The 24,793-nt window shown below is 45.8% G+C and carries 19 protein-coding genes and 5 pseudogenes; 18 read left to right on the top strand and 6 right to left on the bottom strand.

The window, feature by feature from the left end; translation table 11 throughout:
• Positions 1-118 precede the first annotated feature (118 nt).
• The 4 genes and pseudogenes from MKX98_RS18140 (at position 119) to MKX98_RS18125 (ending at position 5,238) form a co-directional block, all read left to right on the top strand.
• Positions 119-1,486 (top strand): annotated as a pseudogene (locus tag MKX98_RS18140) (FAD-binding oxidoreductase).
• A 246-nt stretch (positions 1,487-1,732) separates the two neighbouring features.
• Entirely contained in the window at positions 1,733-2,509 is a 777-nt protein-coding gene (locus tag MKX98_RS18135; RefSeq protein ID WP_339217591.1) for an NAD(P)-dependent oxidoreductase, read from the top strand.
• A gap of 121 nt (positions 2,510-2,630) precedes the next feature.
• On the top strand, positions 2,631-3,434 hold the full coding sequence (locus tag MKX98_RS18130) for an undecaprenyl-diphosphate phosphatase (protein ID WP_220685027.1): 804 nt from the start codon (positions 2,631-2,633) through the stop codon (positions 3,432-3,434).
• Between the two features lie 385 nt (positions 3,435-3,819).
• A complete protein-coding gene (locus MKX98_RS18125) occupies positions 3,820-5,238 on the top strand; it encodes an FMN-binding glutamate synthase family protein (protein WP_339217589.1) in 1,419 nt (472 codons plus the stop codon).
• A 159-nt stretch (positions 5,239-5,397) separates the two neighbouring features.
• Here MKX98_RS18125 and MKX98_RS18120 read toward each other — a convergent pair whose 3' ends face one another.
• Positions 5,398-6,306 (bottom strand): NAD(P)-dependent oxidoreductase, encoded by a 909-nt coding sequence (locus tag MKX98_RS18120; RefSeq protein ID WP_233354965.1) that lies wholly within the window; start codon positions 6,304-6,306, stop codon positions 5,398-5,400.
• 169 nt (positions 6,307-6,475) lie between these two features.
• On the opposite strand from MKX98_RS18120, the gene MKX98_RS18115 reads away from it, so the two are divergent.
• The 6 genes and pseudogenes from MKX98_RS18115 (at position 6,476) to MKX98_RS18090 (ending at position 11,410) form a co-directional block, all read left to right on the top strand.
• Positions 6,476-6,610 carry a hypothetical protein gene (locus tag MKX98_RS18115; RefSeq protein ID WP_259445240.1) on the top strand — a complete coding sequence of 45 codons (135 nt, stop codon included), beginning with the start codon at positions 6,476-6,478 and terminating at the stop codon, positions 6,608-6,610.
• Positions 6,573-7,217: an arginine deiminase-related protein gene (locus tag MKX98_RS18110; RefSeq protein ID WP_339217587.1), complete on the top strand. Its 645-nt coding sequence runs from the start codon at positions 6,573-6,575 to the stop codon at positions 7,215-7,217. The genes MKX98_RS18115 and MKX98_RS18110 overlap by 38 nt, the downstream gene beginning before the upstream one ends.
• 415 nt (positions 7,218-7,632) lie before the next feature.
• On the top strand, positions 7,633-8,265 hold the full coding sequence (gene vat(I), locus MKX98_RS18105; protein ID WP_339217586.1) for a streptogramin A O-acetyltransferase Vat(I): 633 nt from the start codon (positions 7,633-7,635) through the stop codon (positions 8,263-8,265).
• A gap of 261 nt (positions 8,266-8,526) precedes the next feature.
• Positions 8,527-10,032, top strand: coding sequence for a dienelactone hydrolase (locus tag MKX98_RS18100; RefSeq protein WP_339217584.1), 1,506 nt, complete (start codon positions 8,527-8,529; stop codon positions 10,030-10,032).
• A 20-nt stretch (positions 10,033-10,052) separates the two neighbouring features.
• Positions 10,053-10,175: pseudogene (locus MKX98_RS18095) on the top strand (IS5/IS1182 family transposase); the annotation flags it as partial.
• A gap of 140 nt (positions 10,176-10,315) precedes the next feature.
• Positions 10,316-11,410: an alpha/beta hydrolase gene (locus tag MKX98_RS18090; RefSeq protein WP_339217583.1), complete on the top strand. Its 1,095-nt coding sequence runs from the start codon at positions 10,316-10,318 to the stop codon at positions 11,408-11,410.
• Between the two features lie 51 nt (positions 11,411-11,461).
• Here the strand turns inward: MKX98_RS18090 and MKX98_RS18085 are convergent, their stop codons facing one another.
• Entirely contained in the window at positions 11,462-12,952 is a 1,491-nt protein-coding gene (locus MKX98_RS18085; RefSeq protein WP_339217582.1) for a glycoside hydrolase family 43 protein, read from the bottom strand.
• 170 nt (positions 12,953-13,122) lie between these two features.
• Here MKX98_RS18085 and MKX98_RS18080 point away from each other — a divergent pair, with 170 nt between their 5' ends.
• Both MKX98_RS18080 and MKX98_RS18075 read left to right on the top strand, forming a co-directional pair.
• Positions 13,123-14,037 (top strand): ArsR family transcriptional regulator, encoded by a 915-nt coding sequence (locus MKX98_RS18080; protein ID WP_339224501.1) that lies wholly within the window; start codon positions 13,123-13,125, stop codon positions 14,035-14,037.
• Positions 14,038-14,337: 300 nt separating this feature from the next.
• Positions 14,338-14,721 (top strand): VOC family protein, encoded by a 384-nt coding sequence (locus MKX98_RS18075; RefSeq protein WP_339217580.1) that lies wholly within the window; start codon positions 14,338-14,340, stop codon positions 14,719-14,721.
• Positions 14,722-14,788: 67 nt separating this feature from the next.
• Here the strand turns inward: MKX98_RS18075 and MKX98_RS18070 are convergent.
• The 3 pseudogenes from MKX98_RS18070 to MKX98_RS18060 all read right to left on the bottom strand — a co-directional run.
• Positions 14,789-15,052: pseudogene (locus tag MKX98_RS18070) on the bottom strand (LysR family transcriptional regulator); the annotation flags it as partial.
• Between the two features lie 159 nt (positions 15,053-15,211).
• Positions 15,212-15,571: pseudogene (locus tag MKX98_RS18065) on the bottom strand (SDR family NAD(P)-dependent oxidoreductase); the annotation flags it as partial.
• Between the two features lie 71 nt (positions 15,572-15,642).
• A pseudogene (locus MKX98_RS18060) lies at positions 15,643-15,729 on the bottom strand (gamma-carboxymuconolactone decarboxylase); the annotation flags it as partial.
• A gap of 380 nt (positions 15,730-16,109) precedes the next feature.
• Here MKX98_RS18060 and MKX98_RS18055 point away from each other — a divergent pair.
• From MKX98_RS18055 to MKX98_RS18040, 4 genes are all read left to right on the top strand, one after another.
• On the top strand, positions 16,110-17,000 hold the full coding sequence (locus tag MKX98_RS18055; protein WP_339217578.1) for a chromosome condensation regulator: 891 nt from the start codon (positions 16,110-16,112) through the stop codon (positions 16,998-17,000).
• 269 nt (positions 17,001-17,269) lie between these two features.
• Positions 17,270-17,665, top strand: a complete 396-nt coding sequence (locus tag MKX98_RS18050) for a DinB family protein (protein WP_339224499.1) — start codon at positions 17,270-17,272, stop codon at positions 17,663-17,665.
• Positions 17,666-17,688: 23 nt separating this feature from the next.
• Positions 17,689-18,084 carry a VOC family protein gene (locus tag MKX98_RS18045; protein WP_339217576.1) on the top strand — a complete coding sequence of 132 codons (396 nt, stop codon included), beginning with the start codon at positions 17,689-17,691 and terminating at the stop codon, positions 18,082-18,084.
• Between the two features lie 532 nt (positions 18,085-18,616).
• Positions 18,617-18,976 (top strand): DUF6463 family protein, encoded by a 360-nt coding sequence (locus MKX98_RS18040; RefSeq protein ID WP_194542990.1) that lies wholly within the window; start codon positions 18,617-18,619, stop codon positions 18,974-18,976.
• 170 nt (positions 18,977-19,146) lie between these two features.
• Here the strand turns inward: MKX98_RS18040 and MKX98_RS18035 are convergent, their stop codons facing one another.
• Entirely contained in the window at positions 19,147-20,166 is a 1,020-nt protein-coding gene (locus MKX98_RS18035; protein WP_220685037.1) for an alpha/beta fold hydrolase, read from the bottom strand.
• 152 nt (positions 20,167-20,318) lie between these two features.
• Between MKX98_RS18035 and MKX98_RS18030 the strand changes: the two genes are divergently transcribed.
• The gene (locus MKX98_RS18030; RefSeq protein ID WP_220685038.1) at positions 20,319-21,227 is read left to right on the top strand and encodes a LysR family transcriptional regulator; all 909 of its coding nucleotides are present in this window, start codon (positions 20,319-20,321) and stop codon (positions 21,225-21,227) included.
• A 331-nt stretch (positions 21,228-21,558) separates the two neighbouring features.
• Positions 21,559-24,588 carry an Ig-like domain-containing protein gene (locus tag MKX98_RS18025; protein WP_339217572.1) on the top strand — a complete coding sequence of 1,010 codons (3,030 nt, stop codon included), beginning with the start codon at positions 21,559-21,561 and terminating at the stop codon, positions 24,586-24,588.
• The last annotated feature ends 205 nt before the right edge of the window (positions 24,589-24,793 follow it).

The raw sequence follows: 24,793 nt of genomic DNA, 5'->3' as shown, positions 1-24,793 counted from the left end.
GAGCAGGATGTAGAACAGTATTTAAAAGCCTTATCAGCTCCAGCCCATACGGGACATTGAGCTTCCTCATACGTTATATGGTACCTGCCTAATTTGTTGCAGCAAAGAATGCCCACTAATGATTAAGGAGTTGGATAGCTCGGTGAAATCAGACATTAAGCTTACAGGGCGAGTGATTTTTAGGGGGGATCCAGGTTATGAGTCGGCTCGCAAGAATTGGGATCCTCATACGGACAGATTTCCCAAAGTTTTTGTGTTCGCTTAAAGAACGCAGGATGTAGCAAACGCCATAAGATGGGCCCGGAAAAATAATGTCCCTATTCGCCCGCGAAGCGGAAGGCATGCCCTAGAGAGCAACCTTTCACAGGTCAATGGAGGCATAGTCATCGACGTAAGCGAGATGAAGAAAATCAAGCTGAATAAAAAAAGCGGCACCGTTGTCGTCGAAACAGGGAATCGGGTAGGTAGGATCGTTGATACGCTGGCGCGCCAAGGCTATATTGCACCATTTGGTGACAGTCCGACGGTTGGCATCGGCGGAATTACGCTTGGCGGGGGAATTGGCCCGCTGCAAAGGACGATTGGCCTCATCAGCGATAATTTACTCGAGCTTGAGATGGTTGACGCTAAGGGAAGAATCATTCGGGCAAACAAAAAACGAAACTCCGATCTCCTATGGGCTTCCCGCGGCGGCGGTGGCGGCAACTTCGGTGTATACACCAAATATAAATTCAAAGTATTGCGAGCACCAGCCAAAGCTACCGTATTCAGCATCACCTGGCCTTGGGCACGATTTGGAAAAGTCGTGAAAAAATGGCAAATATGGGCTCCTAACGCCAGCACCAAGTTGGGCAGCGAATTAAACGTCGGTCCCAAAAAAGGCGGAAACGTCAGTATGTTGGGACTGTACCTTGGATCAAAAAGCGAAGCCCTTCGCCAGTTGGAACCTATTCTTAGCGTGGGGACACCTACTCAAAAAACCATCCGATTCCTACCATACACGGAAGCTACGAAATTTCTGCTGGCTCCCGATCCAGTTCTTACTCAAAGATATAGCAATCAGTTCTCCAGCAGCTTCGGCAGACGCCCATTCCCGGATAAAGCCTTTAAAATCATGCGCGAGTTTCTAGAAAAAGCAGAAGGAGGGACTCCAGCCGGATTTTTCTTCCTCAACTGGGGTGGCGCCATAAGTCGTATCGCACCTAAATCCACCGCATTCTACTGGCGAAAAGCGAAGTTCTATGTCGAATGGAACAGCTCATGGGCGAAGCCATCCCATGCGGCTAGAAATATTGCCTTAGCCCGGAACACCAGGAAGAAGCTGCAGCCTTATATCGTGGGGTCCTACATTAACGTTCCGGATCAGGGCATAAAAAATTCAGGATCGGTCTATTATGGAAAGAACTACGCCAGATTGAGGAAAGTAAAGGCGAAATACGATCCGAGTAATGTATTTAACAACCCGCAAAGCATTCCGCCAGCTTAATCAAAACAAAGTAGTCGATATATGTGCTATTGCAGTCGCATTTTTGAAGTAGTTAACCATGGTTTATACCAAATAAATGATCCCAAACCCCAAAAGCAAGCCGAAAAATCACTCGGCTTGCTTTTGGGGTTTCCCTTACCTATTCACCTAATCCGGATTTTCGTATATATCCTTCTCGTTCCGGGTAATTAAATTACTAACAGCACACCAATCGTGTGACTATGAAGCGGGAAAGGGGATCGACAAATGAAACGTAAATTGTTAATAACGGGAGCGGCAGGCACCATAGGAAATGTCATTTACAACGGGCTGCTCAAAGACAACCGGTATGAGGTTGTTGGAGCGGATATACAGGCGGACGAGAAGCTGGGCATTGTACAAATGGACATCGGAGACGAAACGAGGCTGACGAAGCTGACGCAAGGAGTTGATACGGTGCTTCATTTTGCATGGATCAAGGACAAGGGGGATTTTCTTGGCAAAGTGCTTGCGGGAAATGTGAGCGGTGCCTACAAGTTATTTGAGGCGGCGGTGCACAATGGCGTGCGCCGTATCATATTCGCCAGCTCGAATCATGCAACCGGGTATTACAAGACAAATGAGATGGTAGGGCCCCAAGATCCATATCGTCCAGATAGCTTTTACGGACTCAGCAAATGTTATATCGAGCTGCTGGGCCGACTGTATTCGGACCAAGGCAAGATCTCATCGTTCAATATTCGTATTGGCAACTTTCCCGGGGACAATCGTCCTCATTCAGAACGTGCGGGGCATATCTGGATATCCGAACGCGATATGCTCCAATTGATCGTTTGTTGCATTGAGGCAGATGACGAACTGAAATTTTTGAATTTGTACGGCACCTCTGCTAACAGTGATAACTACTACAATATCGATTATCTGGAGGATATGATCGGATACAAACCTCAGGATGATGCGACAAAGCTCCTTGAGCTGGCCAAGGCAGCGGGACGCAAAGTGCGTCAGGATGAAACGATCTATCAGGGGGGACAGGAACAGTAGCAATTGAACAATGTGACAATGTTGTCACTTGGAATGAAATAATGTTATATGAATCGATGGGAATATATAGATGTCCCCCTTATACTGGAAATGTTAGATTTCCAAAGGGGGATATCCACTAATGACGGATGTAATTAAAGCAATCATACTCGGCATAATAGAAGGCTTAACCGAATTTTTACCGGTATCGTCTACTGGACATTTAATTTTAGCGGGCCATTTGCTAAGCTTTGAGGGAGACGCTGCCATAACTTTTAAAATTGTTATCCAGTTGGGTGCAGTAATGGCCGTTCTCATTCTGTACTGGAAAAGGTATTTGGCGATTGGGACTAACCTGATTCGAATGGACTTTTCCCGTAGTCGAGGATTAAATGTTATACATATGATTTTGGCTATGTTACCGGCATTAATTGTATATCTTCTGCTCAAGGACACAATAAAAAGCCAATTATTCGGGCCAATCCCAGTCTTAATCGGGCTAGTGGCCGGTGGCGTGTTAATGATCATTGCAGCACGGAGTAGGAGAACCGAAACCGCTGATACAATGGATCGGATTGATTATAAACAAGCCTTCGGGATTGGCCTGTTTCAGTGTTTGGCTTTATGGCCGGGATTCTCGAGATCGGGTTCGACGATTTCAGGCGGACTTTTACTTGGCACCAGCCAAAAAGCCGCCGCGGATTTTACGTTCCTAATCTCCGTGCCTGTTATGTTTGGTGCAAGCTTGCTAGATTTATATGATAGTCGGGATTTGCTGAGTTCTGATGATTTCGTCCTAATGTTTATTGGCTTTGCAACATCCTTTCTTGTCGCCATGATTGCCGTCGTGACGTTTATCAAACTGATTAAGCGACTTCGGTTGGAATGGTTTGCTCTATATCGTTTTGTCTTAGCGGCTCTCTTCTATTTGATCATCTTGCGGTAACCCCTATTCACTATCATTCAGTCAAAACACACGAAATGAGGGAGCGCGTGGTGGTTGAGGGAGTATCTGAAGCATAGCAAGATGAAGCGCAGCATGGGCAAGTTTATTATTTATGATCCACTTCATCGGTCTGGATGCAACTTACATGATGTTGAACTTTCCATTAGCCTTTCATCAATTGTTAAAGTGTAGAGCTATACGGTAATCCCATGAATAGGATGAGACGGTTAACAAATAATAAGTAAATTAATGACAGCGTGAGTTACCTTCGTAAACAACTGCCTTGAGTAGGGAATGAATGCTCTTGAAAACGTCAGATCAATATTAGTAATTTCCTTCATCATAGAATCGGTAATAGCCATTAGCATACAAGAGGGGGATTAGTTTGTTTCGTTGGATGATTCGCAAGATGACGAACGGTGTAATGGACGAGATTGTGGACCATTATATGAAGCGTATGTTACAAGATCCATATACGGAACATGCGTTTTCCATGTTTACCACAATGCAAAAGCTGACGCCGCGAGCAATCATTGAAGCCGGGATGCGAGCGGAAAGCGGAAAAGCAATCGAACGCACTTTGGGGAGTCCGATGGTATTGTCCGACTGGCATAAAATTTTGCTTAACCCCGTACATATGTTCCGCCTGCCCACAGAAGACAGCGTGCAAATCCAAACAGGCGTCACGATTGGTCCTCAAGCGAAAAAGCCACTAAATCTAGAAATTCCTATTCTCATTAGCGGTATGTCATATGGTGGAGCATTAAGTTTGAAGGTAAAGGTCGCTTTGGCTCGTGGTGCAAGTATGGCAGGTACGGCAACCAATTCAGGAGAAGCGCCTTTAGTCGATGAGGAACGAAGGGAAGCCAAGTTGTTCATCGGCCAGTTTCATCGCGGCGGGTGGATGAACGACGATGAATCTCTCCGGCAATTGGATGCTATAGAAATCCAGCTCGGTCAAGGGGCCCTCGCAGCCGCTCCGATGTCGATGGCGTCGGAGCAGATTGAGGAGGATTTGCGGATTGCCAAAAAACTGAAACCCGGCGAAAATGCCTCGATTCATTCCCGTATCTCGGGAGTAAACAAAACGGAGGACATGATTACTCTGGTGCAGGACTTGAAAAATAAATACGGAGTGCCGGTTGGGATTAAAATCTGTGCGACTCATTTTATGGAACGGGAGTTGGAGGTCGCCATTCAAGCGGGAGTGGATTATTTTGTCGTGGACGGTGCGGAAGCAGGAACGCAGGGAGGTCCGCCGACACTTCTGGATGACGTCGGGCTCCCAACGTTATTTGCGCTCGCAAGAACGGTTCAGTATTTGGAAGAACGCAGGGTTAAACAAAGCATTTCCGTCATCGCTAGTGGGGGGTTAACGACGCCGGGGCATTTCCTAAAGGCAATGGCGTTAGGGGCGGACGCGGTCTATATCGGTTCAATCGCCTTGATAGCCCTACAGACGCAAGCGGCTAAGACGCTGGCGACCGAACAACCGCAGCAAGTTCCTATCGATTGGCGTAAGTTCAAAGAAGGTTTGGATGTTGATAAGGGCGCGGAACATTTGGCTAAATTCCTCAAATCGTCTGTCGAGGAAATGAAATTAGTCGCGTATACCCTTGGGAAAACGGATTTGGCACAAATCAACAAAAGGGATCTGGTTACAGTGGACCGGGATTTAGCCCAAGTACTGCGGATCGATTATGCCGGTTTCCCTCCAGGAAAGCCAAAACCATCCACAGCATCTAACGTTATTCCGGACGTAATGGAAATGAACGATCCGGATGAACCTCTGTCTCTACAGTAAACTCCCTTATTCATTGGGGGCGCCCACCATAGTTGATTAAACTAAACCTGATTAGCATCTGGTTCTATCCCAAGTCAAAGAAAAATGAGCTAGGCCTTCATTGCCTGAGCTCATTTTCTTTTTGGTGTATTTTTCGAACATGAATATATGTGTAGTGGCTTATATGTTTGTTTTCGATAAAGCAAGCTGATCTTCAGGCAGCGCCTTCGATGAACCATCGTTATGAAGAACACTACGCCATGAATACCGCGGTTCATATCCAAGTATATCTCTTGCCTTATCAATTGCCATCAGCGTCTCATGTCCCTGTACCTCTCTCTTTAAGGACACATTGGGAAAAAATCGTTTGACCAAATCCTGGCTAAGATCCGGCATGATGGTGTCCGGGGCTGTGATATGGAATACTTGATTACCTAAATTATCCTTCTCAATTGCAAGAAGACAGGCTTTGGCAGCATCTCTAACATCGCAATAGGCCCAGGCGTTTTTCTTTTGAATATCCTTTTGTTCATCATTCCAATGCATGATAGGGATTTTTTCATACTCATCCGGTTCATACATATTTGCGAAGCGAAGCGAGACGAGCTGTTGATTCGTAAGTTTATGATACATGCCTGTTAGGTGTTCCGTCAGCAGTTTCGCCATGGCATAGGATGACTTCGCGGTAGTTGGATGCTCTTCATCAACAGGGAGGTAATCCAGTTGCTCCGGTACAAACGGATAACCCAAAACCGTTTCACTTGAAGCCCATACCAGCTTGGGAATTTTAAAATCTTTACATGCTTCTAGAATGTTAAAATTAACGAGCATATTATTCTCGAATATCGCTTGGGGTGTATTCCTTACATCAGTTGGGATATTCCCAAGATGGACAACGGCATCACTTCCCATTAAAAGCTGACAGACTTGACCATAATCACGCAGCTCTGCTTGTATAAAATTTTTTGATGCTGATTCTTCCCGTAGTAATCGATCTGTGGCTATAACATCATGGCCAGCTTCCAATATGGTTCTTACTGTCCAGCGGCCGATTTTTCCGGCTGCTCCTGTCACCACTACTTTCATCATTTCCCACCCCTTATTCATATTTCCGGCACAGCAAGTTGACCTTAGATCGCTGTTAGACTTCCCGTTACTTTATGGTTTTATTACTCTGCAGTTTCACGACATGCGATCAAGTTCGTCGTCTGTGGTGAGTGGAAATCGTTTGCAATATTAAATACAAGGAGGTATTTGTATGAGTAATGTTTTTGTAAAAAGTGAGTTTGCTCCTTTGAAAAGAGTTGTGATGGCTCAATCTGAGTTTGCATTTCCATCGAAGGAAGATTCAGGTGATGAGGAGTTTTTATCTGTTAATAGAAGGTTCTCTTAGATTTCCACATAGAAGAAATGAGATACTACCCGTTAGAAATATATTAGCAATGGAGTCAGACAATAATAAATGCTTATACTTATCTATTCTTAAGCCAGATATATCAAAAGGGCATTACTCAGAAGAGGGGCCATTTTTGGAAGGAGGAGATGTTTTAGTCCTGGATAAAACTTTATTTGTAGGCAGGTCCGGGCTTGCATCCAATGGAAATGGTATTAGATGGCTGAGAAATTTAATGAGTAATTTTGGATATAAGGTAGTCGAGGTACCACTTCACCATACCATCCTTCATCTTGACTGTGCGATTAGCCTGGTTAGAGAAGGGCTAATGATAGTATGCGAAGAAGCATTGTTAGATGGAATACCTGAACAGTTTAAAGATTGGGATAAAATACATGTAACATTAGAAGACACTTCCAGACTTGCAACAAATGGTCTTCCTGTGAATGAAAATGTATATATTACAGATCATGAATTTAAATTTATTGGAGATGAGTTAGAAAAAAGAGGAGTTAAAGTAGAGTATGTAGATTTTAAAATATCAAGAAGTTTCGGGGGATCTTTCCGATGCAGCACTCAACCTCTGTTGAGAAGTGATTTTGAATAATCGTCCCGATAATAAAACAGCCTCCGTATGTAATGTCTGAGACCAAGAGGGTTTGAAAGCTGCATAGAAATTGGCGGCGTGATTCCTCGGTAAAACACACAATCGGTTGATTCCATATGGGGAATATGGTAAATTTATCTTATTCAGTAATGAAAGGGTGACCAAAAGCCGATGATCTACTAATCCTATCCACCAAAGAAAACTATATTTCCAGGTTTTCAGGATAGGATTCGTGCGGGCTTTTTATATATTAACATAAAGTGCGACTGTTTTTTGTATAGCAGTGCGTCTTTTTGTTTGTATGTGTGCCTCCTATCCGATGACCGGAAAGGAGGCTTTTTTGTGTGGCCGATAGTTGTGTGAACGAAGTTATCGTATCAGCCAGATAAAATGCGAAGAGAGGGATGATGTAACAATGACAGGACCGAATCCAAATGAGAGATATCCTATACCCGGAGATAACAATCTTCAGTTTATCAAGAACACGATTACAAAGCCTAATATTATCGCAGGGGATTATTCATACTACTATGCCTTAAACGGAGAATCATTTGAGGATCAAGTATTGTATCATTATGAATTCATTGGAACTAAATTAATGATCGGCAAGTTTTGTTCCATTGCTTCCGAGGTCAGATTTATGATGGATGGAGGGAACCATCGGATGGACGGATCAACCTTTCCATTTAATATCTTTGGAAACGGCTGGGAGAAATTCACTCCATCTTTGGATCAATTGCCGATCAAGGGGGATACGATCATTGGAAATGACGTATGGATCGGAAGGCGTGCAACGATCATGTCGGGTGTAAGGATTGGCGACGGGGCTATTATTGCCGCTGAAGCTGTCGTTGTAAAGGATGTGGAGCCTTATACGATCGTTGGAGGCAACCCTGCGATGGAAATCCGCAAGCGATATTCCCCCGAAGTCATTCAAGAGTTATTGGATATTAAATGGTGGGATTGCGATATCGAAGTCATCCATCAATATATTGGCGCAATTGTAAGCGGAGATATGGACTTGCTTAGAAAAATGAGACAAAATTAGAGTCCTTTTTATTGAAAAATGGCCATCTGATATGATGAACGTCATGGGCGAAATGTATAGACTTATGTTGTCATAGGGGTTTAGAGGTAAATGACCGGTCGAACCGCCGGTCATTTTTTTCCTTGGATGATCCGGGCCTTGCACCCATCATCGTGCAACCTTACAAGCGTGTAAGGTAATTGTCATCTAAATCAATGGTGCCAACCTGGCTGCTCCTCTAAAATACTCCCTTGATAGGATTATTTTTAAGGGGGAGTTGACGTGAGGTTTTTTGAAATGCTGCTATTCTTTTCGAGTGCGTGTTTGTTGGCATTCCAGTTCATTGCTAATCAGCGTATCCGAAGATCAGCTTTGCTCCTGACAAGCGGAGCAGGATCCATTTTTTTGGTGATCCATTTGCTTGTCGAAGGATACAGGGTTCAGCTTTTATTTTTATATGGATTTACGCTCCTGATGCTTATTCTTTCACTGATAGACGCTTTCAAAACACCGGCAGTCGTTCAGACTGCTTCGCGAATCCGTAGGGTGCTGGGCCGCCTTTTTATCGGATTTGGGTTAATCGCAACGGGATGCTTCCTCTATGTGTTTCCCGTATTCAACTTTCCGGAGCCAACTGGCGAGCTGAAGGTAAGTACACAAGTCTTTCATTTCATCGATTCAAGCCGGGAGGAGACATTTGGCACAACCGCGACAGGCAAGAGGGAATTGATGGTTCAGGTATGGTATCCGGCCCAAGCTGGCTCCGGCAAGTATGCTCCCTTTATTCCCGATACCCGAATTTTACGTTATATGGCTGCGAACTATGGCCTTCCCGGGTTTACTTTTCAACACTTGAAGTACGTATCCAGTCATGCTTATTCTGGGGCCGAAGTCTCTTCAGCACAGACTTCATACCCGCTGATCCTTGCGAATCCCGGCTTCGGCTCTTCCAGGTTCCTCCATACGTCGCAAGCCGAAAATCTCGCGAGTCACGGATATATCGTGGCCGTGATCGACCACACCTTCAATACATTTGCAACTGAGTTTCCGGACAGTCAAATCACGACCAGCACAACCAACGACTTATTTTCGCCCGACCACGATTATCGGACCGAAAGCGGAAATCGCGACATATTGGGAAAAGTTTTAACAGATGATGTGGCTTTTGCGCTGGACCAGTTCGAGCTTATCCAATCGGGGCAGATTCCAAGTCGTTTTAAAGGGAAGATTGATCTCAAACATGTCGGGGTGTTTGGTCATTCCATCGGCGGAGCGACGGCCTATGACGCTTCATACGATCCGCGAATCACGGCTGGAATTGACTTGGACGGAGGGCTTTACCGACTGCGTGACAGAGAGGGTCTGCAAAAGCCGTTTTTATTCATCCACTCGGAAAGCGGATTTGAACAATTACAAATGGTGAGGGAAAACCGAGTTTACACGGATGCGGAGCTTGACCGTATGGGCTCAACACGAGAGTGGATGGATCAAGTAACGGAAGATAAAAAGCTGGAGCTTAAACGGATGCGCGAAACGGTCGGCGAAGGGGGACAAGTCCTCTATATTGAACATACGGAGCATTTGAATTTTGCCGATGTCCAGTTCATTTCTCCCATTTTCAAAATACTGGGCATTACAGGAAAAATTGCACCTGAAAGAGCGAGCTCCGTTATTAATGCCTATATGCTGGATTTCTTCGACATGTATCTGAAAAATCAAGGTGGAAACTTAATGAATGGACCGGATACCCGCTTTCCCGAGATGAAGTTCGCAACCTCGCTATTATAAATGATGGAACAACATGCTCCCTTATTGATACAACGATTGTCCGAGTCCACCAGCATGGGGCCAGCCCAAAAGGGGACCAAGCAAGCGATCGGACATCACGGGGCGGATTGACGACCAAGATTCATGCCGTGGTCGACGCAATGGAATGATAACTCAAAATAACAATTCATGTTACCGATGATTGGTAGATAATCCGAATGAGAATAGTATAATGCGAAATAGGTTACTGGCTTTTGGTGAAGGTAATCCAAGCTGAAGTATTCTCGGAGGAGGAGTAGAGGGAGTGATACATAGTGAAGGAGTAATTTTACTGGTACTTGCAATCATCGGTGTAATTGTCGCAATTACCCTAGTCATTTATGCTTATCAAATTATGAATTATGATAAAAAACCGTTAGAGCAAACATATCGTGCCGGCTACATAGAAAAACAGGTGACTCTTGATGATGGAACGATATTAAATTACGCTGAAGGACCAGCTCATGGACCGGCTCTTCTGTTAATACACGGGCAGTCCATGCTGTGGGAAGATTATGCTAGAGTACTTCCGGAGCTCGCTCAATATTATCATGTATTTGCAGTTGATTGTCACGGGCATGGAGAGTCTAGTCATGATGCTTCAAAATATACAGCTGTTGCTATGGGAAAGGATTTTGTTTGGTTTATTGAAAATGTCATAGGTGAACCAGCCGTGGTATCAGGCCATTCTTCCGGCGGTATTTTAGCAGCATGGATTGCAGCTAATGCACCCGAAGCCGTGCAAGGCATTGTTTTGGAGGACCCGCCGTTTTTTAGTGTGGAGCCGCATGAAATGCAGAAAACATTTGTCTGGCTTGATAGTTTTGAACTCATCCATAACTTTAAGAATCAAACCGTTGAAGATGATTATGTCGTGTACTATATGGAAAACAGTTATTTATGGGGAAAGTTTGGCGATTTAAGAAAACTTATTGCAAGGAGTACAAGAGGGTACCGGAAAGCACATCCCGGTGAGCCGTTGAAATTATGGTACGTCCCCTATAAATGGATACATGGCACACATTATTTAGACCAGTTTGACCTCGATTTTGCTGAGACTTTTTATACAGGTGATTGGTTTAAAGGATTTAATCAGGAGGAAACCTTGTCCAGAATAAACGCTCCTTCTGTATATATTAAGGCAGCCACACAATTTGGCGAAGATGGAGTGCTTTATGCGGCAAACCGTGATGAGGATGCTGAAAAGGTACACAGCCTTTTAAAAGGAAATGAGATGAACACGATTAAATCCGGGCATGATATTCATTTTGAAAAGCCGGATGAATTTATTAGGATCATGGTTGATTTTTTGAAGAAAATAAAAAAACATGGTTACAATGAAAGCCGGTACCCAGGATAATCCTGAGTAACCGGCTTTTTATTTTTTTGATAACCCGTTCAGGGAAATTTTTTAAAAATAATCGCACGTAAACTTTGAAAACTCAGCCATTGAGCCTTCTCCAAAGGCATATAAACCGATGAGTACGCCTGTAAATCCTCCCGCAACCTCAGAGGAAAGGTATCTGGTTTGTGCCGTGCCCAGGAGTATGTCCTTGCCGTTATCGTGAATGAAGAAGCTGTAGCGCTCATGACTTGCCCGTATCTTTAAGGTCGCATGATTGACATTCCCCAGTTCTACTTCAGATTCAATGGATTTAATGTCACCGATATTCAGGCGCTCGATCACTTTAAAACCGGTCTCCTCTTTACGTATGGCTAAATCATAATGATGATGTTCATCCAAATAAAGCGTGATGCCGGCTTCTCCGCTCGTAAGCTGCACGTCACATGAGATTTCCGCGTTGAAGTCTCTTTGGCGAATGCCGATAAATGTGGGCGACCCCGGCATATCCAAGCTCACTCCGGTCCCTTTAAGCTGTGCCTTATCGATTTCTAACCGATAGTTCTCTGCAGCAGGATGGCGGAGGAAGCACCAGTCCAGATTCCAGTCCGTGTTCTCGAACGTAAAGGTTTTTTTCTCCTGCTGGACGACATGATTTGAGATCCGATCGGTCTCAAAACTCGTGAGGACGGTGCCGTTATGTCCTGCCGTAAACCAGCCATCCTTGTTAAAAGTTACCGGTGTAAGGAAAACTTCGCGACCAAGATGATGGTAGGTAAGCCATTGGCCAATTTGACGGAAACCCAGATGGAGCATCCACCAATTGCCGCCGTTATCTTGGATCAGATCGCCATGACCAACGCCTTGCAGCTCATAACCGCCCAGATTGCGATTGGTCAATACGGGATTGTTCGGATAGGCTTCGAACGGGCCGGAGATCGAATCCCCCCGTGCATAAGTGACCATATGTCCATATTCCGTACCGCCTTCAGCCGCCATAAGGTAGTACCGGCCATTGATTTTATACATATGAGGGCTTTCCAAATATCGTCCGCCCGTTCCTTGCCATATGGAACGACTTGGCGACAGCTTGTCGCCCGTTTCAATGGCAATTTCACACTGCACAATGCCGCCAATCCCGTTATCGTCTTTTCCGTTGCTCATAAAGAAGACTTTTCCGTCTTCAAAATACAAATCGGGATCGATCCCCCCTTGATCCACATCAATCGGTTCGGACCATTCACCGTAAATATCGTCCGTCCATACATAGAAATTTTGACGCGTGGTGTCGTTGGTCGTGGTCATGTAGAATCTCCCGTTGTGGTGCCGTATCGTGGGGGCGAAAACCCCGCCGGAACTGCTTACCTTGCCGAGCTGAATCTGACTCTCTCTGGTTAGGCAATGACCGATTTGCTTCCAGTTAATCAGGTCTTTGCTCTCAAAAATCGGAACACCAGGGAAGTACTGAAAGGAACTGCATACTAAATAATAAGTATCTTCTACTTTGCATACACTGGGGTCAGGATAAAATCCTTTAATGACCGGGTTATGGTATTTCATCGATCCACCTCTTTCATAAATTCATATGTATATAAATCTAAAGTGATTAGCAGCTAAGGAAATTAAACACCATGGGTTAAAGTCTTGCAATGGATTTGGTTTGAAGATTCATGTTAATTCCATTAAATTAATATATATGTGATTTCAGCAGATACGAGGAGATTATGATGATCATCAAAGCAAACGGGGAACCGAAATTCATGCCGTTATACGAAGCGTTAGCCAGCGAGGTCAGATGGAACATCATGCGTCTCGTTGCCGATCAGGAAATGAATGTGAAGGATATTGCCAATCGATTGGAGCTCAGTCCATCGATCGTCACGATGCACATCCGGAAACTCGAACAAGCCGGACTCATCGGAAGTCGCAGGGTGCGGCAGGGCGGGGGCACGCACAAAATGTGTTTCCTCAAACCAAAAACCATCGAGATTGAGCTGCCTTTTGCCAGCCAACCCGTGAAGATTAGGGAGCAGCGTATTTCAGTCGGTCATTACACCGCTTTTGAGATCCATCCGACTTGCGGGCTTGGTACGCGCGAGAAAGAAATCGGAGTGTGGGACGACCCGCGGTACTTTCTCGACTCCGAACGGGTACACGCCGCCATTCTGTGGTTTGGGTGGGGCTATGTTGAGTACAAAATGCCTAACTTTTTACTAGCCGATCAATCCGCTGAATACATTGAAATCGCCATGGAAATTGCTTCGGAAGCTCCAGGTTTAAGAGACCATTGGCCATCGGATATTGATTTTACATTCAACGGGATCCCTCTTGGGACATGGACAAGTCCGGCTGATTTCGGAAGAGCGGCGCGAGGGAGATTTACACCTGATTGGTGGCATCGAAACGTGAATCAATACGGGTTGTTGAAGACGATCCGGATTGATGCATCGGGTACATACATGGATAATGAACGAATGTCGGAGGTGACCCTCGGGGATATCAAGCTGTGGGAACCGTTCTGGACGATTCGTTTCGCGGTTGATGAGCATGCGGTTAACGCAGGGGGATTGACGCTTTATGGTGCCGGATTCGGCAATCACGACCAAGACATTGTCATCCGCGCATACCTTAACGACGAGCAATAATTAGGCATCAGAAGGATAAAGATGGGAGTTATTGCTGGATAATCTCGTGGAGACTTAATGAAATTGAGATCAGTCTTATTGCAGAGAGATACTGGAAATCGACCACGTTTTTTGCGTTTCGAAACCCTTACTTGGCAAAGGACGAGGCGATGCATGAAAATCGCTCCATATATAAGCTACAAGAAAAAGGCTGTCTCAAGAACAGCCTTTTTCTTCTGACGAATGTATGGTTTTTTCTATTTAGAGTCAGATTGTTAACAGAGCACCAACGTCGCAAATATCAAAGGAGGCAATAACAGTATGAAAATATTGGTTATCAGTATATTCGTGGAAGATCAAGACAAGGCACTGGAGTTTTATTCAGAAAAGCTTGGTTTTGTAAAAAAGGAGGACGTTCCCGTGGGAGAATTTAGGTGGATAACGCTTGTTTCGCCCGATGAGCAGGATGGTACCGAGCTTTTACTCGAACCGAATAACCACCCTGCAGCCAAGGAGTATCAAAAGAAGATATTTGCCGATGGCATCCCAGCAACCATGTTTGGCGTTGCAGATATCAATAAAGAGTATAAACGATTATTGGAACAAGGCGTAAAGTTTACTATGGAGCCGACAAAAATGGGCGAGCTTACAATAGCAGTCTTCGACGATACCTGCGGTAACTTAATTCAGATTGTGGAGAAGTGACTTTCACGACAAATTCTCAAGTAATGTGAAGGGAGGGCAGTAATCTGCCTTCCCGAGAAAGGTCTTTCTACGCATCTGATAATAAATTTCTGAATTTCGCTTGAATTTCTTTTAAAAACAATTCGGCAGCTGATGAAAAGACCTGATGTTTTTTCCAAACCATATTTAAGCCTGATTCAAGTTTTGGCTCTAGCGGTCTAAAGCAAAGGCTGCTATCACTAGAAGTATTCACTATTTTATCAAGCGTTATTGCATAACAAATGCCTTCTTCAACCATAATGGCAGCATTATGTGCAAGGTTATATGTTATTACGACGTTTATTTTATCAAAACCATCAGCGGAATCACCCTTAATCAATATTCTTAGCACTGACCTAAAAAGGCTCTCTTTGAGGGTCTTTTTATTATGAACATATAATCAGGCTGCCGAGGTCTTCTCGACAGCTTGATCTTTAGTAGCTGAATAGCTCTTCGCTTTATCTTGTGAGTATTACCAAGGTTGCTTTGTCGGTCCAATTGTAAATTCATTAACGTTCGTATCTTCTGGCTGATCAATCGCGAATGCGACAACATTGGCAACCCGGTCGGGTGTAATACCATATTGTTCGTACAACGCAGTCATTCCTTCAGAAATATTCTTATCCGTAATCGTATCCAGCAATTCCGTGTTAATTGCTGCGGGATATATCGTTGCTGTGCGGATGTTCGTACCTTCTTGGGCTGATTCCATGCGCAGCACTTACATCAAATCCCGAACAGCCCACTTTGTTGCGCCATAAACCGCACCGCCTGGGTAAGCTTTGAGTCCGGCCACGGATGAAGGAGTGATAATATGTCCAGGCTTTTGCGATGTTAAATGCTGACCAAGCCTTAGGCCATACTGCATAGAATGACAGATCGGTAATGATCTCCGCAACTTCCTCCAAATAAGACGTCATCATTGAGTTGAGCGAATTTGGGTGCAAACTCACCGAGTAAATTACGTCCAGCCGTTTGTTTTTCTGCCATATCATTTATTCCTCCAATCATTTCATGGTGAGGAATAAGTATAAACCTTAAAGTCATCTCTAACGCAAGCAATTCAGTTCGGGAGCTAAGGTGTATAATATCTTCTATTACTGTTTGTACGAGGTACGCCCGGCACCAAACTTAGATCTTCATATTTTCTCAATGCGGTGGTGCTAACGAGAAGTCCTTTGGAAATTGGTTACGGTATAAAGGTATTTTGTCCCATTGGCTACACCTTCCTTAAAGTCAAACTCTGAAGTATGATGACAACATTATGAGATTTACAGCCATCCCCACAAGGATTATGGGTATATCAAACGAGTACTTGCATGAATGTTGTATGATCGAAGTTAGCAAGAACAAACGAGGAGGAGAGCTTAATGGAAAAGGGTGAACTTGGGTTTAGCAAGGTATGGACAATTCCGAAAGATATCATAGCAGCGGGTTGCCGTCATACCGTAGGACTTAATTCGGACGGTACGGTAACAGCTGTAGGGGATAATAAATATGGCCAATGTGATGTAAGCGGCTGGCGAGATATGGTGGCGGTAGCGGCGGGGAATGTTCATATGGCGACGAACACAGGTAATGCTCATACCGTCGGGCTTAGATCGGACGGCACCGTGGCAGCTGTGGGTTGGAACAAGCATGACCAATGCAATGTAAATGGCTGGCGTGACATCGTGGCGGTTGCGGCGGGTTGGCGTCGAACCGTCGGGCTTAAATCGGATGGCACGGTGGTGGCTGTGGGTCGAAATCATGAAGGCCAATGCAATGTAAGCGGCTGGCGTGATATGGTTGCGGTTGCGGCTGGTGACTGGCATACCGTCGGGCTTAAATCGAATGGAATGCTGACAACTGTGGGTAACAATCGTTATGGCCAATGTAATGTAAGCGGCTGGCGCGACATTGTGGCTGCAGAGGCGGGGTACCTTCATACTGTCGGGCTTATGTCGGACGGCACGGTGGTGGCTGTGGGTTTGAATAAGCATGGCCAATGCGATGTAAGCGGCTGGCGCGATATTCTGGCGATAGCGGCGGGTAGTCATCACACCATCGGCCTAAGATCGGACGGTACGGTGACGGCTGTGGGTTGGAATGAGCATGGCCAATGTAATGTAAGCGGCTGGCGCGATATTGTGTCAATTGCTGCGGGGTGCGTTCATACTCTCGGCGTAAAATCGGACGGCACGGTGGTGGCTGTAGGCGATAATGAATATGGCCAATGTGATGTAAGCGGTTGGCATGACATCCAACTGCCCAGTAACTAATTTCCAATATTAAAGGATACATATACTATTATGAGCCATGCCTGAATTGTGAAATTGCTTGACTCTGAAAAGTAAGACAAAATAGCAAATAAAAAGAAATATCCAATAATCTACTGTAATAGGATGAGAATGAGTTGATTTGACATGATGGAAAGGTGAGGCAATTGAATTATTCGGAACTAATCGATTTATACAAGATCAATCTGCAGCAGTATTCCATCGACCAATTAAGACATGTATCTGATCGAGGCGTATGGTCACTCGGCCAAATGTATGACCATATGATCCTCACTGCTCTCGATTACCTTGACCAAGTGCAAAGATGTGCGTCCATGAGTGAAGAGCAACTGCAAGGAAAGACAGAGGCTGGTTATCAATTGTTTTGCGCCGGTTCATTTCCTCCGATAAAAATCAGATTACCGGATGGGCCTGAGAATACCCCAAGTAATTCGGAAACCGTGGATGATCTCATTCGCGGACTCGATACGGTGCTTCAGAGAATGTATGAATGGGAGGAAAACTTAAATGCAATAAACCCAAATTATAAAGTCAGACATGAGGGATTTGGGTGGCTCAACGCACGGGAGTGGTTCGATTTGGTCGGTATGCATTTCCGCCATCACTTACGGCAGAAGGTCGAACTGGATCTAAAACTTGAGTTTTAATTTTAATGTGAAGGGGGCTATGTATGAAAACTTTAGGATCCTTGAATATGGATGTGATAACTTTATTTGTAGAGGATTTGCAAAGAGTGAGGGCGTTCTATCAAGAAGTATTCGGATTATCCGTCGTATATGAAGACGCTGTTTCTGCGGTATTCAACTTCGGAAATATGAGCATAAATCTCCTGGATATTTCTGAAGCATATGGTCTGATCCATCCTGGAACAGTCGCAAACCGAGATTCCGGATCTCGTTTCCAGTTTACTATCCGGGTGGATGATGTAGATGCAGTGTGTGATGAATTGAAACCACATGGCGTAACTCTACTTAACGGTCCAATGGACCGGCCTTGGGGAGTACGCACTGCTGCCTTCATGGATCCGGCAGGACATGTCTGGGAGATAGCGCAGCAATTAACCTAGAGACGAATGAAATGGTCGCAAAGAGATTATTCACAAAATAACTACGGCATTTGCATCTTGACATTGCTACGAAAACGTATTAAATTTGATGCAGTCACTTACTACGAGTTCGTACTAAAAAGAAGTCGCCGGATGGAATGGGGGCGCCGCTACGTTCGAGGACCGGTATCGAGAGCTATCATCGGGTAAATTCCAAGATCTAGCAGTGACTTTTTTCCAGTTCGACACTTTATTTTTATTATTTATTACGAAATCGTACTAAATATGCAATGACCGCTGCGGCTGCTGATACGTATTGAGGTGAATTGGCATGACATAGCATTAATAGTGGCGCGGATCATAGGAATCGGAGAGCCGTTGATTCATGGCATTCTGACCCAACGGACGTTGGTCAGGCCGTTTGCGAATTAGGAGATCACTATTCCCTGACGCAGAAATCAGACGGATCGTGCCGGGATTCATACAGTTCAGCACATCGACTGGATCCTCGGCGTCAGCGCCTTGATCGCTATGAAGAAAAGGAGGGAACAATATGGTAAGTGGGGCAAAGCGCCATGTTGGCCTGATGCTTATGTTAACCGGGTTACTGCATGTGATTTATGGACTTTTTGCATACGCAAGTCAATTACACCCCCTCATCACTGAAGGCTTGTGGGGTACAGTGGCGGATGATCAGTGGGATCGTGGAACCGCGTTCTGGTTCACGATGTTTGGATTTCTGCTAATGTTGCTTGGCTATATGGTGGATTGGCTGATTAAAAAGAAGGGGATCGTTCCTCCCGCAGTTCTCGGTTGGATGCTGCTAAGTGTCTGCTTAATCGGCGCTATCGTAATGCCAGCTTCGGGTTTTTGGCTTGGCCTGCCTCAGGCATGGCTTTTATTACGAACGTGAAAGGACACTACAAAAAAAGAGGTCAACCAGCAAGTTCTGGTGACCTCATATTACGATCGTGCAGGGTCGTTACTTCATGAGAGTTATGACAGACGAGAGCCATGTTTCAACCATACTTAGAAAATAAAGTTTGAGAAATGAATTGATATTTTGTAGCATCGAGTGATGATCTATCCGTTTGTACTAAGCGCCAACAAGCGTTTAAGGTTGTCATCAATACATTTATTATCGGCTTGGTTGATACCGCGACCAGCAAAATGTCCCCAGATCGACTCGATCGGATTAAACACAGCATGAGGAATAAGCTTAGCCTCGTATTCGTTATCGTCCGCCGTGCAGAAAAGATCCGTGCTCCCTGGCATCACACACGCAAGTGCTTTGATGCTTCTGAGCGCCTTATCGAAATCTCCGTTATAAGAGGGGTTTGCACTAATATCTGCATGCTGCCCTGTCCATAACATGGCCAGGACATTGTGCGGATCCATCTGCATAAAGCTTTCCTCCCAAAAACCAGCCACAAAATCCGGCAATGCGTCAAATCCCAGCTCACGATAAAGTTCCTTTCTGTAAAACGCATGGGATACCCCCCATCCCGCATAGACACGACCAACGGCACGCATGTCAGCAGAAGTCAACTGGTCTAGTTTACTTGAATTGGAGCCGACTGCAGATAAGAGTGCAGCTTTCATCCCTTCCAAGACGACATACGTTTGAGGCCAAGTCTTTGCAACACCGGCGAAGGGGGCAATTCGTTCCACCATGTCTGGATAACTTGCTCCCCACTGGAATGCTTGAATGCCTCCCATGGACCATCCAACGACGAGTGCAATCTTATGAATGCCGAATTTTTCGGTGACCAGCCGATGCTGGAACTTAACGTTGTCATAGATGGTTACCTGCGGAAAATTAACCCGGTCGAATGGGGGAGGCGTGTTGCTGGGTGACGAAGATAATCCGTTGCCCAGCAGATTTGGTACGATAATGAAGTATTCTCTCGGATCTAGCGCCATATCGTTTCCAATCAACCACTCATTCTGAACATGGTGGTCGCCAAAAGCCGTTGGATAGACGATGACATTATCTTTCTTCTCATTCAATTGTCCATAAGTCTTATAAGCAAGAAAAGCGTTCGGTAACGTCACTCCGGATTGCAAGGTAACGTCACCCAAATTAAAAATCTCATAATCCATCGTATTGTGTACTCCCTTCAAAATGAAACCATATATTTAAAATGTAGTTCTTGTTGTTAGTATAGTTCCGTGATACTCTCAATAAAAGTGAATGGATTTCAAAGCAATATTCAATAATTTTGAAGGTAAAAAGGTAAAAGGGGGATCGTATGATGGAATTGCGCCAACTGAACACGTTCCGCACGGTTGCCACAACTTTAAATTTTAGTCGGGCTGCGGAAGTGCTGAACTATGTCCCCTCCAACGTCACGATGCAAATGAAAGCATTGGAGGATGAACTTGGTGTTCGTCTCTTTGACCGCTTGGGCAAGCAGCTCGTTCTGACGACTGCGGGTAAGCGTTTTTTGACTCAAGTCGAAGGGGTGCTAAACAAATTGGACGAAGCACGCAGCGTCGTACATGACAATGATAACTTAAGCGGCACTCTAACGATTAGCGCTAACGAAGTTCTTTGCGCCTATCGGCTTCCCGTTGTCTTTCAACGTTTTCGTTCGCGCCATCCGGGCGTGCGCCTCATCTTCCGCTCCGTTCCCAATCAGGAACTCAAGCAAACGCTCTTTGAGGGAACCGCGGATGTCGTCTTTATGTTGGACGAACCTATTCGCTCAAGCGGACTTGCGGTGGAGCCGTTGGTGGAAGAAACTTTCCGATTATTCGCCGCTCCGAACCACCCGCTTGCAAAACGCACTGTGCTGCAGCTGGAAGATTTTCACGGAGAAGTGTTTCTGACGAATGAAAAGGGTTGTCCCTATCGAACCATGTTTGACCGGTCGTTTGAGAAAGAGGGCATTGATAGTATTACTTATTTAGAGTTTCAAAGTGCCGAAGCCATTAAACAATGCGCAATTACGGGAATCGGCATTGCCTTTCTTCCTGAGATCGTCGCGGAAGCCGAAGTTGAACGGGGCGTACTTGTTGCCCTTCCATGGCAAATTCCGGACTTGCACGTGTATACACAAATGTCATGGCATAAAGATAAGTGGCTTTCACCTATCATATTATCTTTCATAGAAGCAGCAAGGGAGGTAATTGCTGTAGAGGAGGAGGAGAAAACCGTATAGCTTAAAGTAGCTGTCGAGAGACAAGAACGAACCAAATATCATTCGAAAGTCGCTAAATTAGCGGCTTTTTGTTTTTGAAACCAAGTCCTCGTCCTGAAAATGAGGTAAATAGAAAGAGATAACCATATTGGGATGAAAGGAAAAGCAGCGAATCAGGCGTTGACGCTGCCCCTTGATACGTGGTAACTTATGATCATAAAATACATGTTAAATACATGTATTCGATAAGGAGGGGGATAGCACATACATATCAGGAGAGCAGAAAGTAAAGTTATGTTTTCAGGATTGAAAGCGCTACCATTTTATTTACCCAAAGGAGAGAATTGATGAAATGAAGCTCAGATTGTTTCGATCCAAAGGTTGGACGTGGACCCTTGCTTTCGCAATGATTTTTCCCCAGCTGTTTATGCCGGCGGGCGCCGATGCTGAGGGGAGCACTAAGCCCGCACACTCGTCGTACGGTCTGGACCTAACGCTGCCGGACACGGTTGATGTAGGTAACCTGGTTGATTACACCGTGACGCTTGCCACTTATGAGACGGCCTCTGCAACCTATGGAAATGTTTATTTTGAAGTGGATACAAGCGGGCCGGGGCACGCGGTTTATAGTTCTGCCGAGGTTCCAGGAGCTGGGGAGGTATCCTTCACTGACCGTTCGAAATTGCATAAAGAGGGATTCCGACTGCCTCCGCAATATTCTAACACCTCGAACTGGACGGTAGAGTTCGATCAGCCGGGAGAATATGTCGTGTCCTATAAAGTCATCAGCCGAAATGGAACGGTGGTTGCTGCCACGGCGAAGAAGGTCAATGTGACCTCGGGCCAATCGCAGTATCAGATCGAGATCATGGATCTGGATCAGGCTGGCGTAGGGGAAAACCTGTCTATGCCCGTCACGATCTCCACGAAAGCCCGCGAAACAGAAGGCATTAAGCGTGCCTATCTGCAGGTTTCCAAGACCCAAGGAGAAGGAGATATGATCTTCACCGTTCAGGACGAAGAGGGACACTATCAGTCGATACTGAACAACGGGGAGTACGGCAGGCCGGGCTTCGAGCTGCCAGCAGATTACCATTCCACCAAGGATTGGAGCGTCAAATTTTCGAAAATCGGTTCGTACACCTTCAGCTACCGGCTGATCGACAGCGAAAGCGGTGATGTGCTGGCTGAAGACGAGGAATCGGTGGAAGTCGTTCCTGCCTATCAAAATCTGGGCATCCAGGTGTATAACAACTATGTCATGCGGGCTGTATTCGGAAAAGAAAACGGACGCGATGTCGCTTATATGGTTCAGGTCGGCGATCCGGCCCAGCTCGTTGTCGTCGATATTCAGACCGAGGAGACGATACAGGCGATCGATCTGCCGGGGGCAACCGGAGCCTGGGGGATGGCCGTAGCTACGGACGGCATGGTTTATCTCGGTTCCTACGGCACCGCTTCACTTTACCGGTATGATCCGTCTACCGATACGATCGTCAATCTGGGAGACCCGGCCGAGGGCACGGCCAGCCCAACCACTCAGTTTTTCGAGCTGACCCCGGGAGTGGACGGCAAAATCTACGGCGGTGTCTATCCGTCAGGTTCGGTGTTTGAATATGACCCGGTAAAAGGCTTTACGAATTTCGGCAACCCTGTGCCTGGCCAGATTTATCCGCGGAGCGTGGCATACGACAAGGAAGAGAACATGTTGTACGTCGGAGGCGGCGGAACGAAAAACTACCTCATTCGCCATGATCTGAACACCGATCAGAAGACCAACATCATGCCGGCACAGTATAATCTGACGAGCACCTATGATCTGAACATCGCCGGCGATAAGCTGTTCCTGAAGATGGACCCAGGCTACAAGATGATCGTGTTGGACAAAATCACCGGTGCGGTGATTAAAGACGATGAGCTTATCCACTCCAGAGGTGTGTCCGAGCCGCACGAAGGGAAGGTATACTTTACCTACGGCGGCATTCTAAAAAGCTATGATCTGTCGACCAACCAAGTGGAAGAGATATACACAGGCAGTGAAGTAATCAATTTTGTCTCCAACGTGATTGGCTGGGGCTCAGCTATGATTGATGATCCCGATTATCCTGGTCCGACGCTGATCGGCGTTGCCGGAAATAATTCGGCCAAAGTAATCAAATACAATTTGGAGCGTGGCACGCTGAAACAGGCCATCATGCCGCTGCCAAAGCAACCGATCGATTTGCATATTACCGGGCAGGGGCCGGACGGCAAAATCTATGCCGGCGGATTCCTTCCCGGCGGTATGGGCATTTATGATCCGGACACAGGCCTTTCCACCAACAACTCGATCGGGCAGACTGAAGGGATGACTTCCATTGGAGACAAAATGTACTTCGGTACCTATCCGGGCGCAAATATTTTTGAATATGATACCAACAAGCCGTGGAGAAGCTCCGGTACCAACCGAACCGTGAACAAGCTGTTTGATTTGAAAACCGAGCATCTGCAGGATCGTCCATTTGCCATGCTAGGAGCGGAAAACATGCTGTTCATCGGCACAGTTCCGGACTACGGGAAGCTAGGTGGAGCCTTCAGTGTTTATGACCCGGCCACCAAGAATTTGTCGGTTCATACGCAGATCGTGCCGAATCAGAGCATCGTATCCCTGGCCTACAAGGATGGAAAGATTTATGCAGGCAGCTCCATCCGGGGAGGCCTCGGCAGCACACCGACCGAAAATGAAGCGAAGTTATTTGTATGGGATATAGCGAGAGGAATAAAGGAAAAAGAGATCGTGCCAGTTCCAGGAAAAGGAGCTATCACCTCGCTGATAGAAGGTCCGGACGGGAACATCTGGGGCTTTGCCATGGGAACGTTGTTCATCTATGATCCGTCGTCAGGAGAGGTGATATATCAGGACGAGAAGTTTCCGGATGCGGGCGGACAGTGGAGAGATGCAAGCCTCGTTATCGGGAAAGACGGCCTCGTCTATGGAACGATGAGCGGTAAGCTGTTCTCCATCCATCCTGACGACAAAACATTAACCGTCATGAGAAACCAGGCTGCCTGGTTGTCGCGGGATAACATGGGCAACCTGTACTTTGTGACCAATAATGAGCTTTGGCGCCATGTGATCGAGGATAACAGAGCTGCGGTTACCGAGGTGCGTCTGAGCGCGAGCACGCTGGAGTTGTCCGTTGATCAAACGGCCGAATTAATAGCGGAGGTTCATCCATCATTTGCAACAGTAAAGAACGTCACGTGGACCTCCAGCAATAGCGCCGTTGCCTCTGTCAGCGCTACCGGAGTCGTCAAAGGCCTGCAGCCGGGAACGACGGTTATTAGGGTTACAACTTTAGACGGCAGCAAGACGGCGGAATGCGTAGTTACCGTTAATTAGTTCGGAACTGCAAAAGAAGCAGCACCAATTGGAACATTTGGTGCTGCTTCACCTTCGCAATGGAGTAAATACGACAAAAATTTGAATTGACAGATCATTTAAAATACAAGTAATATACATGTATGTAAATGAGAGGCCGAAAGTAAGCGAGTTGCCCAGAAGGGTATAAACGCAGATTGACCTCCATTGGGTATTGTTCGCCATT

Origin of the sequence: Paenibacillus sp. FSL W7-1332, from assembly GCF_037969785.1 — a bacterium.
Lineage (GTDB): Bacteria > Bacillota > Bacilli > Paenibacillales > Paenibacillaceae > Paenibacillus_AQ.
The sequence above is the reverse complement of the archived record's forward strand: the minus strand, read 5'-3'. Positions and strand labels throughout refer to the sequence as shown.

Excerpts from the sequence above, each read along its gene's own strand:
- MKX98_RS18135 (WP_339217591.1), top strand. The coding sequence starts at position 1,733 with ATGAAACGTAAATTGTTAATAACGGGAGCGGCAGGCACCATAGGAAAT.
- MKX98_RS18130 (WP_220685027.1), top strand. The coding sequence starts at position 2,631 with ATGACGGATGTAATTAAAGCAATCATACTCGGCATAATAGAAGGCTTA.
- MKX98_RS18120 (WP_233354965.1), bottom strand. The coding sequence starts at position 6,306 with ATGATGAAAGTAGTGGTGACAGGAGCAGCCGGAAAAATCGGCCGCTGG.
- MKX98_RS18115 (WP_259445240.1), top strand. The coding sequence starts at position 6,476 with ATGAGTAATGTTTTTGTAAAAAGTGAGTTTGCTCCTTTGAAAAGAGTT.
- MKX98_RS18110 (WP_339217587.1), top strand. The coding sequence starts at position 6,573 with ATGAGGAGTTTTTATCTGTTAATAGAAGGTTCTCTTAGATTTCCACAT.
- MKX98_RS18085 (WP_339217582.1), bottom strand. The coding sequence starts at position 12,952 with ATGAAATACCATAACCCGGTCATTAAAGGATTTTATCCTGACCCCAGT.
- MKX98_RS18075 (WP_339217580.1), top strand. The coding sequence starts at position 14,338 with ATGAAAATATTGGTTATCAGTATATTCGTGGAAGATCAAGACAAGGCA.
- MKX98_RS18055 (WP_339217578.1), top strand. The coding sequence starts at position 16,110 with ATGGAAAAGGGTGAACTTGGGTTTAGCAAGGTATGGACAATTCCGAAA.
- MKX98_RS18050 (WP_339224499.1), top strand. The coding sequence starts at position 17,270 with ATGTATGACCATATGATCCTCACTGCTCTCGATTACCTTGACCAAGTG.
- MKX98_RS18045 (WP_339217576.1), top strand. The coding sequence starts at position 17,689 with ATGAAAACTTTAGGATCCTTGAATATGGATGTGATAACTTTATTTGTA.
- MKX98_RS18040 (WP_194542990.1), top strand. The coding sequence starts at position 18,617 with ATGGTAAGTGGGGCAAAGCGCCATGTTGGCCTGATGCTTATGTTAACC.
- MKX98_RS18035 (WP_220685037.1), bottom strand. The coding sequence starts at position 20,166 with ATGGATTATGAGATTTTTAATTTGGGTGACGTTACCTTGCAATCCGGA.
- MKX98_RS18030 (WP_220685038.1), top strand. The coding sequence starts at position 20,319 with ATGGAATTGCGCCAACTGAACACGTTCCGCACGGTTGCCACAACTTTA.
- MKX98_RS18025 (WP_339217572.1), top strand. The coding sequence starts at position 21,559 with ATGAAGCTCAGATTGTTTCGATCCAAAGGTTGGACGTGGACCCTTGCT.